This window comes from Flavobacterium hungaricum, assembly GCF_015182285.1.
GTDB lineage: Bacteria > Bacteroidota > Bacteroidia > Flavobacteriales > Flavobacteriaceae > Flavobacterium > Flavobacterium hungaricum.
Genome location: NZ_PRDM01000003.1, coordinates 368,430 through 382,597 on the forward strand (window position 1 = coordinate 368,430; position 14,168 = coordinate 382,597).

The window sequence follows — 14,168 nt, forward strand, 5'->3', positions numbered from 1 at the left end:
AACAGCTGTATTATTTTTTACAAAGATCAAAAGAATAGTAATGTCAGAATTGCTATATTTGGACAATGAATAACCAGATTCGGACATATCGAATGGCGCAGGAGCATGGATACAGAATTGATCCTTCGATTCCTGTTATTGGCTACACCGAAATGGTAACCAACGAAATGTGTATTTCGCACTCACATCCAAGAGGCCAGTTAATCTATGCAACTCGTGGCGTAATGAACGTTGTAGTGGGCAACCACATTTGGGTTGTGAATCCGTTGCAGGGCTTATGGCTTCCGGGCGGAGTAGAACATCAGGTTACGTTTCAGAAAGACGTTAATTATTACAGCGTTTTTATAGATCCGTCTGCCATGGAAGGATTATCAACAAATAGTTTTTCTTTTGATATTCCGATGTTTTTAAAACAGTTGGTGTTTAAAATCATTTCTTTTGGAACAGAAGGAAATCTTACGCCTTCTCAAAGCAGAATTGTGGGTGTTTTTTTAGATGAATTAGCTTTAATTGAACCAAGTGCAACCTTTTTGCCAACAACCAATCACGAAAGATTACAAAAAGTAGTCGAACTTTTAATGGACGATGTTGCGAGCAAAAATACAATCGACTATTACGCCGAAATATCTTTTATGAGCACCAGAACTTTATCGCGTTTGTTTATTAAAGAATTGGGAATGAATTTCAGCGATTGGCGCACGCGCTTAAAATTGTTGGAAGCCATAAAACGTTTGGGCGAAAAACAATCTATTAAAGAAATTGCTTTCAATTTAGGTTACGAAACTACCAGTGCTTTTATCTATATGTTTAAGAAGCATTTAGGCAAAACACCTTCTAATTATATTTTAGAAGATGAAAATGATTCCGAGAAAATGATTGCTTAGATTAGTTTTTATACAAAATAGCCACAATCATTGTCATTTCGACGAAGGAGAAATCTTCGCAAGTAACTCCGCAACGAAAGTCCAATCTTTGTCGAGCTTCTTGTGGAGATTTCTCTCCCGAAGCCTCGGAATCGAAATGACAAAAATCCTAAATTATTAAAATCCGTTTCATCAGTGTTCAATAAAAAATTGGCAGATCGTTTTTTTTAGTACTAAAAAAGTTATAACTCGTAATTTTTTCCTTAAAAATTATCAAACATCGCAATCTTTTATAAAATAACAGGACACAGCAGGTTGTGAAATGTAAAAATAACACTTATCTTTAGCTCCAAAAAAAAAGATATGCAAAGCCGATTTTCCATTTTTAGATTTTTGTTTTTCTGTGTTATTTTATTTCCTTCGACTTTCCTATTAGCGCAAGAAAAATCAAAAGAAGCGACATGGATCTGGTATCCAGGCGATTTCGAAATTTGGTTGAGCAATAAAATGCAGGTAAGACGTACAGAACGCGAAGCGGTATTTCCGCCGCTTTGGCAATATTACAGTCCGTATGCATTGGTAACTTTTCAGACAGAAGTTGATATTCCGGAACCGGACGAGGCAAAAATCTTTTCAGAAGGATCTTTTCAATTGCTTTTAGATGGTGTCCAGATTTACGGACAGCCAAAATCAATAAAAATTCCTGCAGGAAAACACAAAATTTCTTTTAAAGTTTACAATCAGGAAGTATTGCCGGCTATTTTTATTAATGGTAAATATGTTAAATCTAATGCTTCTTGGAAAGTAACCAACGAAGATAAACTTTGGATTGACGAAGCCGGAAAAGCACAGCAGTCTGGAACTCCATGGGTACCAGTTGGTTCCTGGAATTTTTATTCGCCAGAAAACAAACCTTCTGAATTTAGACTGACGACCAAACCTTTGAGTGCAGTTAAAACAGAAAAAGCAGGAGCCGGTCAATTAATAGATTTTGGAAAAGAAACCTTTGGTTATATTAAAATTCACGGCTTAAAAGGCAAAGGCAAAGTAGCATTGTATTATGGTGAATCTCGTGAAGAAGCACTGGATTCTGTCAAATGCGAAACACTGGATCATTTATCTTTTGATGGAAAACAATCGGAAACCTACACGCATGATGGTTCAAAGGCATTTCGTTATGTTCAGGTTCAGGCAGATGCAGGAGTAAAGTATGATTCAATTTCAATGCTTTATGAATATCTGCCATTAGACTATCGTGGTGCATTCAAATCATCAGATCAACAATTGAATAAAATTTGGGATGTTTCGGCGTACACGATGCATTTAACCTCTCGTGAATTTTTTATAGACGGAATTAAACGCGACCGCTGGGTTTGGTCTGGCGACGCTTATCAAAGTTATTTAATGAATTATTATTTATTCTTTGATTCGGCTTCTGTAGAACGTACGCTGCTGGCACTTCGTGGTAAAGAACCTGTGACCGCTCATATTAATATCATAATGGATTATTCACTGTATTGGTTTGTTGGCGTTTACGATTATTATTTGCACACGGGCGACACAAAATTTATTCAAACTTTTTATCCGAGAATGAAATCGCTGATGGAGTTTTGTTTAGAAAGAAGAAACAAAAACGGATTTCTGGAACCATTAGAAGGCGACTGGGTTTTTATTGATTGGGCCAACGGATTACCCAAAACCGGCGAGGTTAGTTTTGAGCAAATGCTTTTAGCCAGAAGTTTAGAAGCGATGGCGGTGAGTGCTAAAATTGCAGGAGAAAAGGAAGACCAAAAACAGTATGAAAAATTAGCCGAAGATTTAAAAACAAAGTTATTTGAGGTATTTTGGGATAAAAAAGAAAACGTGATGAAACACCAGCGTATCGACGGTAAAATGCAGGATATTGTAACCAGATACGCTAATATGTTCGGTATTTTCTTCAATTATTTTAATGAAGAACAAAAACAAAGCGTAAAAAATAAGGTTTTGCTCAATAAAGATGTTCTTCAAATCACAACTCCATATATGCGTTTTTACGAGTTGGAAGCGTTGTGTGCGATGGGCGAACAGGATTACGTTTTAAAAGAAATGAAGGACTACTGGGGCGGCATGCTGAATGAGGGTGCGACATCTTTTTGGGAAGAGTACAATCCAAATAAAAAAGGAACGGAACATTTAACGATGTATGGTCGTCCTTACGGGAAAAGCCTTTGCCACGCTTGGGGAGCAAGTCCGATTTATTTATTAGGAAAATATTATTTAGGTGTAAAACCAACCGCTCCGGGATATTCAGAATATGAAATCAAACCAAATCTGGGAGGTTTACAATGGATGGAAGGAAAAGTGCCAACACCAAATGGGGAAGTTTCATTGTATTGCAGTACCAAAGAAATTAAAGTAAAAGCAGGTGAAGGAGAAGGAAAATTAATTTTTGAAAGTGCCAGCAAACCAAAAACAAACTCAGGAACGATTACAGCATTAGCAAAAAATAAATACCAGTTGATTGTAAAACCGAATGTAGAATATAAAGTGAGTTATAAAGCGATTTGAGTTCTTAGTGAATTAGTAATTAGTAATTAGTGACTAGTAAATGGTAAATAGTAAATAGTTCTTAGTTTGTAACGTCCAGTTTGTCATTTCGATCCCGAGGCTTCGGGAGAGAAATCACACTCGTAACCACAAAGATTGTAACGTCAGTTTTGTCATTTCGACGGAGGAGAAATCTCCGCGACAATATTCGATAAAGAGAGGAAATACTTTGCAGAGCTACTTACGGAGATTTGCTTCGCCTGTTCGCTATCGCTCGGGTCTCCTTCGTCGAAATGATAAGATTGAAGAAAATTTAGAATCAATAAAAAATAAAAAACCAATGTTTTCAAAAAATAACAAATACAATTTCAAATTAAAAACTGCTTTTCTAGCGCTGTTTCTTTTATGCTTACAAACAAATGCCCAAACAGCATGGAAACCAGCTTCATTCGAAATTGTAAAATCCAATTACAAAACGTTTAAAACAGCTCAATATGCGCATGTATTCTCAGAAAGTAAACACAATATTGTTCGTTTAGCTCCGGAATTACAGGGTTTAACAGGAATTGAACTTCCCTTAAGTACTACGGGAAAGAATGCTCCATTACAATTAAAATTCAAAGAACCAGTTCAGGTCTTGGTTGGTATTTACGAGCGTATAGATACAGCTGAATTTACGCCTAGAAACGCTGTCAAATTAGTACTTGAAAATGGTCTAACTATAACAGGTTTATCGCCTATAAATGTTTATGCGGTTTCTTATCCTAAAGGAACGCATACAATCACTCCAATATACCAGCCATTCGTCATTTTAGGAGTAATAAAACAGAATCAAAATTTAGTTTCTCGAAATGCAGAAATGCCAGACGGAAAACTTTGGAACCCAACTTTTATTGTCGAAGGATTTTCAGATGAAAAACCGCTATTCGAAATTATCGGCGGAGAAAACAAACCCGTCATTGATGAAGGAATGTCTGGGACAGAAGGAATTCAGGGAGGTTTTGAGGGCGGACGTGTGGTGAAAGTAGGCGATACCTATCATATGTTTCCAACCGAAAGAGCGGGAGAAATTGGTGTAGATTATTACTACGATCGTGTAAAAACCAGAATCGGACATTGGACAAGTAAAGATGCAATCACATGGAAAAGAGAATCTACAATCTATCAAGCGAGCGGAACTTACGCCGTAACCGAAGATGATAACCCGATGAACGATCGCCGTGCAGCCATTTGGTCGTATATGCCTGTTTTTAACGAAAAAGCTAATAAATGGTACGGCTATTATTTGGCTTATACGGTAAGTAAAGAAATAGAACCAAATCATTCATTTGGAAGAATTTGGAGATGCGAATCAACTGTTGAAGGTATCAACGGAATTGGCGGCCCTTATAAAGATATGGGAATTATCATGGAACCGGGATTGGATTCTCAGCCGTGGGAAGGCCGTCAGGGAGTTGCTTCGTTTTTTCCGTATAAAGTCGGCGATAAATATTTCGGGTTTTACAGCGGTGCGTATCCGTTTAACTCGTGGGCCGATTATCCAAAGAAATCCGGCAAAGGCTGGTTTGTGGCTTTAGCCGAATCTAAAAGTTTAGAAGGACCCTGGAAAAGAATGAACAAAGGTTTGGAACCTATTAAAACGATGCATCCGCAATTTGTTGAAAATCCAATCGTAAGTCAATTACCAAACGGTTTGTACATCGCTATTTTTGACGGAGGCCCAGACGGTTGGGGACATCATTTACCAAATATGATTGCCTATTCATTATCAGCAGACGGCGTTAAATGGTCAGAAGCGCATTATCTTCCAATAGAAACCAAAGTTGATAAATGGTGGGATATTATGAGAACGCCTTTATGCTTAATCCCAGAAGGAAATGATGTTTATACAATAGTGTACAATGCAATCGATTTAAAGAGAAGATTTCATCCAACAGGAATGGTAAAAGTAAAACTGAACAAAGACGTGATGGAGTCGCGTTTGAAAGAGTTGAAATAATAGCCCACAGATTGTACAGATTAAACGGATTGACGCAGATTATTTAATTTAAAATCTGCCAAAATTCTTTTTAAATCTGCGTGAAACAAAAAATAAAACCAGTGTAAATCAGTTTAATCCGCGTCATCCGCGTGCCATAAACACACATAAAAAATGAAACTTAAATACCTAATTCTAACTATTTCAGCACTTGCCATAACCAGCTGTGCAACCAAATACAAGAAAAGAGAAATCAACGACACCGTAATGCAGGAGATTTACGAAGAAATCAAAACGCCTTATAAATACGGTTTGGTGATGGTTCCAACAGACAACTCCTATAAAATGGATTGCCCGAGCGTATTCAGAAAAGACGGAAAATGGTATATGACGTATTTAATTTACGATGGAAGAGGATATGAAACCTGGCTAGCAGAAAGCGATAATTTGTTAGACTGGAAACATTTAGGAAAAGTAATGTCGTTCTCAGAAAATGAAAAACATTGGGATGTCAACCAAAAAGCAGGATATATTTCGTTGCAAGATCCAACTTGGGGCGGTAGCTACGAATGGGAAAAATACGATGACAAATATTGGATGAGCTATTTTGGCGGAGACAGCAAAGGTTACGAAGCAGGTGTTCTATCAATTGGAATGGCGTATACGAAAGAAGCACCGACAAAACCGCACGAATTTCAAAGATTAGAAAATCCCGTTTTAACGCCAAAAGACAAAGACGCAAAATGGTGGGATAATAGTACGATGTACAAAAACAGTGTGATTCGTGATAAAGATAAACTGACAGGACATAATTTTATCATGTATTATAATGCCCGCGGTGATAGTATAAATCCGGCTAAAGGTGCAGAACGTATTGCTATGGCAGTATCAAACGATATGAAAGAATGGAAACGTTATGGCGATAAACCATTAATCAATCATCATAAAGGAATCTCTGGAGATGCCTATATTCAGCGTATAAATGATACTTGGGTGATGTTCTATTTTGGAGCTTTTTGGACAGGGTGGAATCAAGGTGCATTTAACCGTTTTGCAGTTTCAAATGATTTAGTAAACTGGACCGATTGGAAAGGCGACGATTTGGTTAAATCCTCTGAACCTTACGATGATATGTTTGCGCATAAATCGTTCGTAGTAAAACATGATGGTGTTGTGTATCATTTCTATTGCGCAGTAAACAAAGCAGAACAAAGAGGAATCGCAATCGCAACTTCTAAAGATTTAGGAAAAAGCAAATTGAATTTTGTGGCTCCGCCAGTGAAGGTTAAAAAGTAGTTATGAGTTATGCGTTATGCGTTATGAGAAAAACATAATACTCTTAACCAAAAATCAAAAAAGACTCCGTTAGGAGGCACTGGTCGGTAGAAAAAACAAATTATCGCAAAGGAAATTTTGTCCTGTAGGGACAATTGAATTAATAATAATGAAAAACAATATAAAAACAATGTTAGCATCAAAATCAAATTACAATAATCCATTTTTCAGATTACGATTTTTGACGTATGCATTTTACATTTTAGTTCTAGCATCTTACACAACTCAAGCCCAATCCGTTACAGGAGAACCGGCAGGAGTTCCTGAATTGCATAAAAAATACCAATTTGCACCATGGGAAGACCCAACGGTTACCAGCATCAACAGGCAGCCTTCGAGAGCAACTGCTTATTCGTATACCTCTGTTGAAGACGCTCTAAAAGGCGACAGAACCAAAAGCCGAATCCAAATGCTGAACGGCGATTGGGATTTTAAATATGCCGTAAACCTTAAAGAAGCTTCAAAAGATTTCTATAAAAGTACCGTTTCGGGCTGGGATAAAATCGAAGTGCCTTCCAATTGGGAAATGAAAGGCTATGACAATCCAATCTACAAAAGTGCCGTTTATCCGTTTCGACCAATAAATCCGCCTTATATTCCTAAAGATTATAACGGAATTGGTTCTTATCAACGCAGTTTTACCGTTCCGGCAAACTGGAAAGACATGACAGTTACATTGCATTTTGGAGCCGTAAGTTCTGGTTTTCAGGTTTGGCTTAACGGAGAATTTTTAGGCTATGGAGAAGACAGTTTTCTGCCATCAGAATTTGATATTACGCCTTATTTAAAAGAAGGAGAAAATGTTGTTTCGGTTCAGGTAATTCGCTGGGCAGATGGTTCTTATCTGGAAGATCAGGATCACTGGCGCATGAGCGGCATCCAGCGTGAAGTTTTCATTATGGCAGAGCCGAAATTACGCATTCAGGATTTCTTTGTTCAAACCAAATTAGACAAACAATATACCGATGCGATTTTCAAACTGCGTCCGAAAGTGGAGAATCTTACAGGAGAAAAAGTCAAAGATTACACGATGAATGTTCAATTATACGATGCTAATAACCAGGCTGTTTTCAAAGAACCGCTTCAAAGACCCGTAATCGATTTAATCAACGAAAGTTATCCTCGTCTCGACAATGTGCGTTTTGGATTCTTTCAGGAAACCATCAAAAATCCGAAGAAATGGAGTTCAGAAGAACCGAATTTATACACAATGGTCATTTCCATAAAAGATAAAAACGGAACTATTACCGAAGCCAAAAGCTGTAAAGTAGGTTTCCGTTCGATTGAATTTTCAAAAGAAAATGGTAAAATGCTCATCAACGGAAAAGAAACTTATGTGTATGGCGTAAACCGTCACGATCATCATCCAACAAGAGGAAAAGCCGTTACGAGAGAAGATATCAAACAAGATATTACCACGATTAAAAAGTTCAATTTCAATTTTATACGTACAAGTCATTATCCAAACGATCCGTATTTTTACGAATTATGCGATCAATACGGAATCATGGTCATGGACGAAGCCAATCAGGAAACACATGGAATTGGCGGAAAATTAAGCAACGATCCGCTTTGGACAAATGCTTATATGGAGCGTATGATCCGAATGGTGGAAAGAGATAAAAATCATCCGTCAGTTGTGATGTGGAGTTTAGGTAACGAAGGCGGAAAAGGGCCAAATCACGCCGCCATGTCGGGCTGGGTTCACGATTTCGACATTACGCGTCCGGTGCATTACGAACCAGCGCAGGGAAATGCAAAATTAGACGGTTACATCGATCCGCTGGATCCAGGATATCCTAAAACAATCGATCACGCTTACCGATTCGAAAATCCGCAGGATGATTCGTATGTAGATATGGTCAGCCGTTTTTATCCGGGCGTTTTCACACCAAAATTTTTAGTAGATCAAAAGAAAGATACGCGTCCGATTATTTTTGTTGAATATTCTCATGCGATGGGGAATTCAGTTGGAAATTTAAAAGAATTATGGGATGAATTCCGTTCGCTTCCAAGAGTTATCGGCGGTTGCATCTGGGAATTTAAAGATCAGGGATTGGTAAAATTCGATTCAAGATCAGGTCAGAATTATTTTGCCCATGGAGGAGATTTTGGCGAAAAATACCATGACGGAAACTTCAATACAAAAGGAATTGTAGATTCTAACGGAAAACCAAAAGGATCGATTTTTGAGAATAAATGGGTCTATCAGCCAGCGGTTTCCACTTTAAACGGAAATCAGTTAGAAATCAAAAACCGTCAGGCCGTTAAATCTTTAGAAGATTATATTCCGGTTTTAAAAGTTTTGGAAAACGGAAATGTAATCAAAACACAAATATTAAAACCATTCAAATTAGAAGCTGGGCAATCCACAACTTTAAATGTGAGCCAGTATCTGCCAAAAATGAAAGCCGATGCCGAGTATATTTTGAATATAGAATTCCAGCTTTCAAAAGAAGAACTTTGGGCTTCAAAAGGTTACGCTGTCGCGGAAGATCAATTTGTGCTGCAAAAGAAAGCAGCAGTTTCGCCTGAAACTAAAAAAGAGGCTTTAAACGTTTCAGAATCCGATTCTGATTTTAAAATCAAAGGAAAAAATTTCGACATTAACATCAACAAAGCAAACGGAGCTTTGAGTTCGTATATTTTTAATGGTGAAGAACAGGTTTTTGCTCCATTGCTGCCTAATTTCGTAAGACCGCTTACAGACAATGATAAAAGAGGTTGGAAATCGCAAAAGCTGTTGAAACAATGGTACAAAGCAAAACCAAAATTGGTAAACATTACAATAGACAAATCGGCTTCAGAAATTAAAATTACAAGTGATTACGAAATTATAAAAGACAGCGCAAGCGTAAATGTGGTCTATAATATTTTACCAAACGGATTGATAAAAGTAGATTACAGTTTAAAAGCATCGAACAAACTGCCAAACATTCCAAAAATCGGAATGCAGATGGGAGTGCAAAGAAAATTCGATCAGATTTCGTGGTACGGAAAAGGAGAATTGGAAAATTACAGCGACAGAAGTTTTGGCTCGTTTGTTGGGAAATATTCACTTCCAATAAATGATTTTATCGAGCATTACCCAAAACCACAGGAAAACGGAAACCGATGCGATGTAAGATGGATGGCGCTGACAACTCCGCAGAAAAACAACGGATTTCTAGTGGTAAACGATACCAAAGTTTTAAGCATGAGCGCGTGGCCGTATACACAGGAAAACTTAAGTTCTTCAGGTCATACGTACGATCTGAAAGATCCGGGATTCTTAACTCTAAATATTGATTTAATGCAGATGGGAGTGGGAGGAAATGACAGCTGGACATTGGTTGCACAGCCAATAGAACAATATCAAATTAAGTCAGGAGATTATCAATATAGTTTTTATTTGACGCCTTTCAGCGGTTCAAAAAATGAATTAGAAAATAGTTTAAAAAAGTTTAAATATTAATTGATAATTAAAAATTAAGAATTAAAAAGTACAGTTTGTCATTTCGACGAAGGAGAAACCTTCGTAAGAAACTCCGCAAAGAAAAGCCAATCTTTGTCGAGCTCCTAACGGAGATTTCTCTCCCGAAGCCTCGGGATCGAAATGACAAAAAGATGAAAAATCAAAAAATCTGCTAAATCAGCCAAATCTGCGAGAGTAAATTTTTCCCGCAGATTTAGCAGATTTGGCAGATTGTAATAAAACAATAAAAATGTTTCAAAAAAAACACCTCTTTTTTATCCTTCTCCTTGCGAGCTTCGTCTCCGCACAGGAAATCCATAAAAAAGAAAACAGCTTTTTTCAGCCTACAATCGAATCCTCAAAACCTTGGGTATATTGGTATTGGATGCAAAGCGCGTATTCTAAAAAAGGAATTACAGCTGATCTGGAAGCGATGAAAAAAGGCGGGATCGAAGGTGCATATTTAATGACCATCAAAGGGCCTGCAAATCCGCCATTGATGGAGCCGCCGGTTTTGCAGTTGAGCAAAGAATTCTGGGAGTTAATTCGTTTTGCCTTAACCGAAGCAGACCGAATAGGAGTAAAAATCGCCTTTCATCCCGCCGATGGTTTTGCCGTTGCCGGAGGGCCTTGGATTACGCCGGAAATGTCAATGCAAAAAGTGGTGTGGAAAGATACAATCGTAAGCGGAAACAGTTTTAAAAACGTAAAATTAGCGGTTCCAAATCATTACAAAGACTATTATAAAGATATTGCAACGTTTGCCATTCCGGTAAAAGAAAGCTTTATTACTTCGAATAAAAAACGTCCAAAAATAACATCTACAAATCCGGAATCAGATGCTTCGATTTTAAGTTCATCAGAAAAAGACGGACAATTCAGAATGCCCAAAAAAGGCTGGATTCAATACGAATTTGACAAGCCGTTTTTGTGTAAATCAATCCAGATTGAAACCAAAGGAAATAATTATCAGGCGCATCGTTTAATAGTAGAATACAGCGATGACGGAGTGAATTTTAAAAGTTTAGGAAGATTAACAACACCGCGCCACGGCTGGCAGGATGTTGATGCGTTTTATACCCACAGCATTGTACCCACAAAAGCTAAATATTTTAGATTCGTTTACGATCCGGAAGGTACAGAACCAGGCGCAGAAGATTTAGATCCTGCCAAATGGAATCAAGGTTTAAAAGTGGCAAAAATCTATTTGTCAAACGAACCTTTAATCGATAATTATCAGGGAAAATCAGCTGCGATTTGGAGATTGAGTCCGCAGGTTACAGAGAAAGAAATTACCACTTCAGACTGTATTGATCCATCAAAAATGATCAATATTTCACAGTTTGTGAACGCAGACGGGGTTTTGAATTGGAAAGCTGCCGCGAAAGCGAATTGGAGAATAATCCGTTTTGGACACACTTCTACAGGTCACGAAAATGCTACAGCAGGCGGAGGAAGAGGTCTGGAAGTGGACAAATTTAATTCGGAAGCGATTCGTTTTCAGCTGGATCATTGGTTTGGAGAAATGCTTCGCGTTGCCGGACCTGAATTGGCTTCAAAAGTGGTTAAAATTCTGCACATGGACAGCTGGGAATGCGGCAGTCAAAACTGGTCGCCTGTTTTTAGAGTCGAATTTAAAACCAGAAGAGGTTACGATATTGTTGATTATCTTCCGGTTATGGCTGGGATTCCAGTAAAAGATATTCAGACTTCAGAAAAGGTTTTATACGATGTTCGAAAAACGATTTCAGAATTAGTTGCAGAGAATTTCTTCGGGACTTTAAGAAAAATTGCGGATGATTCGAATGTCAAATTCAGTTCAGAAAATGTCGCGCCAACAATGATGAGCGACGGACTTCTGCATTTTAAATATATCGATTATCCAAGCGGTGAATTTTGGCTGAAAAGCCCAACGCACGACAAACCAAATGATATGTTAGACGCTATTTCTGGCGGACATATTTATGGAAAAGATATTATTCAGGCCGAGGCTTTTACGGCTTTAAAAATGGATTGGGACGAGCATCCCGGAAATTTAAAAGTGATTGCCGACAGAAATTATGCGCTAGGAATTAACCGTTTTTTCTATCACGTTTTTGTTCATAATCCGTGGATTGACAGGAAACCGGGAATGACTTTAGACGGAATTGGAAGTTATTTTCAAAGAGACCAGACTTGGTGGGAACCCGGAAAAGCGTGGTTTGAGTATTGCCAAAGAGTACAATTCCAATTGCAAAAAGGAAAACCTGTAGTGGATCTGGCTGTTTTTATCGGCGAAGAGCTGCCTTCTCGTTCTGTTTTGCCTGATCGTTTAGTGCCATTTATTCCGAATGTTTTTGGAAAAGAACGTGTTGCAAGCGAAGAAATCAGGTTAAAAAATGAAGGACAGCCAAGCGCTAAAATGCCGAAAGAAGTATCGTATTCTAAAAATTTAACCGATTTATCGCAATGGATAAATGCGTTGAATGGGTATCAATACGATTCATTCAATTCGGATGTTTTGATAAATCGTGCCAAAATGGAGAACGGAAAAATCTCTTTTGGAGGTGGAATCGAATACGGTGCTTTATTGTTTCCGGGAAGTCATAAAATGGCACCAAACAAAATGATTTCTTTGGCTTCCGCCGAAAAAATAGTGCAATTAGTAAAAGACGGCGCCACCATTTTTATAGATGAAAAACCGAATTTGCAACCTGGTTTACAATCGAATGAAGATTATAAAAAATGGCAGCAGGTAGTAGATGAAATTTGGAATTCAAACGCATCATCTTGGAAAATCGGAAAAGGAACGGTTATTAAACTGCCTTATTTAGAAAATGATTTTGCTTCCATTGGAATCACGCAGGACGTTTATTTCCCGAATTTAAACAGAGTCGATTCTGAAACAATTGCATGGACGCACCGCAAATCGGATACGGAAGATGTGTACTTTATTTCCAATCAAAAAGGAGAAAAAAGGTCTTTTGAAGCTTCGTTTAGAGTTGAGGGAAAAGTTCCGGTTTGGTACAATCCTGTAACCGATAAGACTTCAACAACGGCCAATTGGAAAATCGAAAACGGCAGAACAATTGTCTCAATTAACTTAAATGAAAATGAATCTGGTTTTGTGATTTTTAAAGAAGTAACAAAGGAAGTTGCAGCAAAATCCGATCAAAAGAATTCAGAATTTGAAACGGTTCAGACTTTAGATGAATACTGGAATCTGCAATTTGATCCAGCATTTAAAGGCCCGAAAGAAACGATCAAAATCGATAAGCTTTTTGACTGGAGTACTTCTGAAAATGAACAAATTAAATATTATTCAGGAACTGTCAGTTATAAAAAAGATTTTATCTGGAAAGGAAAAACGTCAGATAAAATCTGGATAGAGTTAGGTGAAATTTCTAATATCGCCGAGATTACAATCAACGGAAAAGATTGCGGTACCATTTGGACATTTCCTTTAAGAACAGATATTTCATCGGCATTAAAAAAAGGAAAAAACACAATAGAAATAAAGGTTACAAACACTTGGGCAAACCGATTAACGGGCGATCAAAAATTGCCAAAAGAAGAGCGATTAACGTGGACAAATGCAGCATATCGTTTAGAAGGAGAGCCATTGCTTAAAGCAGGGTTGTTCGGGCCGGTTAAGTTTGTAAAAGAAAAATAAAAGCAATTGCCTCCAGCTTTAGCTGGAGATTTAGTAGAAAATTCGGATTGGGCTTTATTCAATTAATTAGTTTGGCTAAAGCCCTAGATAGAGAAAATCTGAAAACCTCCAGCTAAAGCTGGAGGCAATTGAAAAATGGCAAAAAAAGCATTTTTTAATTGTTTTGAAATCAGATAAAGATGTCGCTCCGATGGAGCTTTTGTGTGATGGTATCGTTTTTTCTATAAATGTTTAGTCCCTCTGGGACTTATTTAGGAAGGTTAAAATATTTGTAGAATATTTAAAGACATGTTTTTATTTTAAAAAGACATGACTTTTTTCGAGACAAAGACAAGCTCTGGAAGAGCGAAATATTTA

General features: G+C 37.6%; 6 protein-coding genes. All 6 read left to right on the forward strand.

What is annotated here, in order from left to right; all coding sequences use genetic code 11:
- Window positions 1-65 precede the first annotated feature (65 nt).
- The 6 genes from C4F50_RS14840 (at window position 66) to C4F50_RS14865 (ending at window position 13,811) form a co-directional block, all read left to right on the forward strand.
- On the forward strand, window positions 66-884 hold the full coding sequence (locus tag C4F50_RS14840; protein ID WP_194139435.1) for an AraC family transcriptional regulator: 819 nt from the start codon (window positions 66-68) through the stop codon (window positions 882-884).
- Window positions 885-1,226: 342 nt separating this feature from the next.
- Window positions 1,227-3,413: an alpha-L-rhamnosidase-related protein gene (locus C4F50_RS14845; protein ID WP_194139436.1), complete on the forward strand. Its 2,187-nt coding sequence runs from the start codon at window positions 1,227-1,229 to the stop codon at window positions 3,411-3,413.
- Between the two features lie 319 nt (window positions 3,414-3,732).
- Window positions 3,733-5,391 carry a glycoside hydrolase family protein gene (locus C4F50_RS14850; protein ID WP_194139437.1) on the forward strand — a complete coding sequence of 553 codons (1,659 nt, stop codon included), beginning with the start codon at window positions 3,733-3,735 and terminating at the stop codon, window positions 5,389-5,391.
- A 153-nt stretch (window positions 5,392-5,544) separates the two neighbouring features.
- Entirely contained in the window at window positions 5,545-6,666 is a 1,122-nt protein-coding gene (locus C4F50_RS14855; protein WP_194139438.1) for a glycoside hydrolase family protein, read from the forward strand.
- 148 nt (window positions 6,667-6,814) lie between these two features.
- Window positions 6,815-10,159: a glycoside hydrolase family 2 TIM barrel-domain containing protein gene (locus C4F50_RS14860; RefSeq protein ID WP_228012039.1), complete on the forward strand. Its 3,345-nt coding sequence runs from the start codon at window positions 6,815-6,817 to the stop codon at window positions 10,157-10,159.
- A gap of 250 nt (window positions 10,160-10,409) precedes the next feature.
- Window positions 10,410-13,811: a glycosyl hydrolase gene (locus C4F50_RS14865; protein ID WP_194139439.1), complete on the forward strand. Its 3,402-nt coding sequence runs from the start codon at window positions 10,410-10,412 to the stop codon at window positions 13,809-13,811.
- The last annotated feature ends 357 nt before the right edge of the window (window positions 13,812-14,168 follow it).

Bases quoted from the DNA above. Each gene is read 5' to 3' on its own strand.
- C4F50_RS14840 (WP_194139435.1), top strand. From the start codon at position 66: ATGAATAACCAGATTCGGACATATCGAATGGCGCAGGAGCATGGATAC.
- C4F50_RS14845 (WP_194139436.1), top strand. From the start codon at position 1,227: ATGCAAAGCCGATTTTCCATTTTTAGATTTTTGTTTTTCTGTGTTATT.
- C4F50_RS14850 (WP_194139437.1), top strand. From the start codon at position 3,733: ATGTTTTCAAAAAATAACAAATACAATTTCAAATTAAAAACTGCTTTT.
- C4F50_RS14855 (WP_194139438.1), top strand. From the start codon at position 5,545: ATGAAACTTAAATACCTAATTCTAACTATTTCAGCACTTGCCATAACC.
- C4F50_RS14860 (WP_228012039.1), top strand. From the start codon at position 6,815: ATGAAAAACAATATAAAAACAATGTTAGCATCAAAATCAAATTACAAT.
- C4F50_RS14865 (WP_194139439.1), top strand. From the start codon at position 10,410: ATGTTTCAAAAAAAACACCTCTTTTTTATCCTTCTCCTTGCGAGCTTC.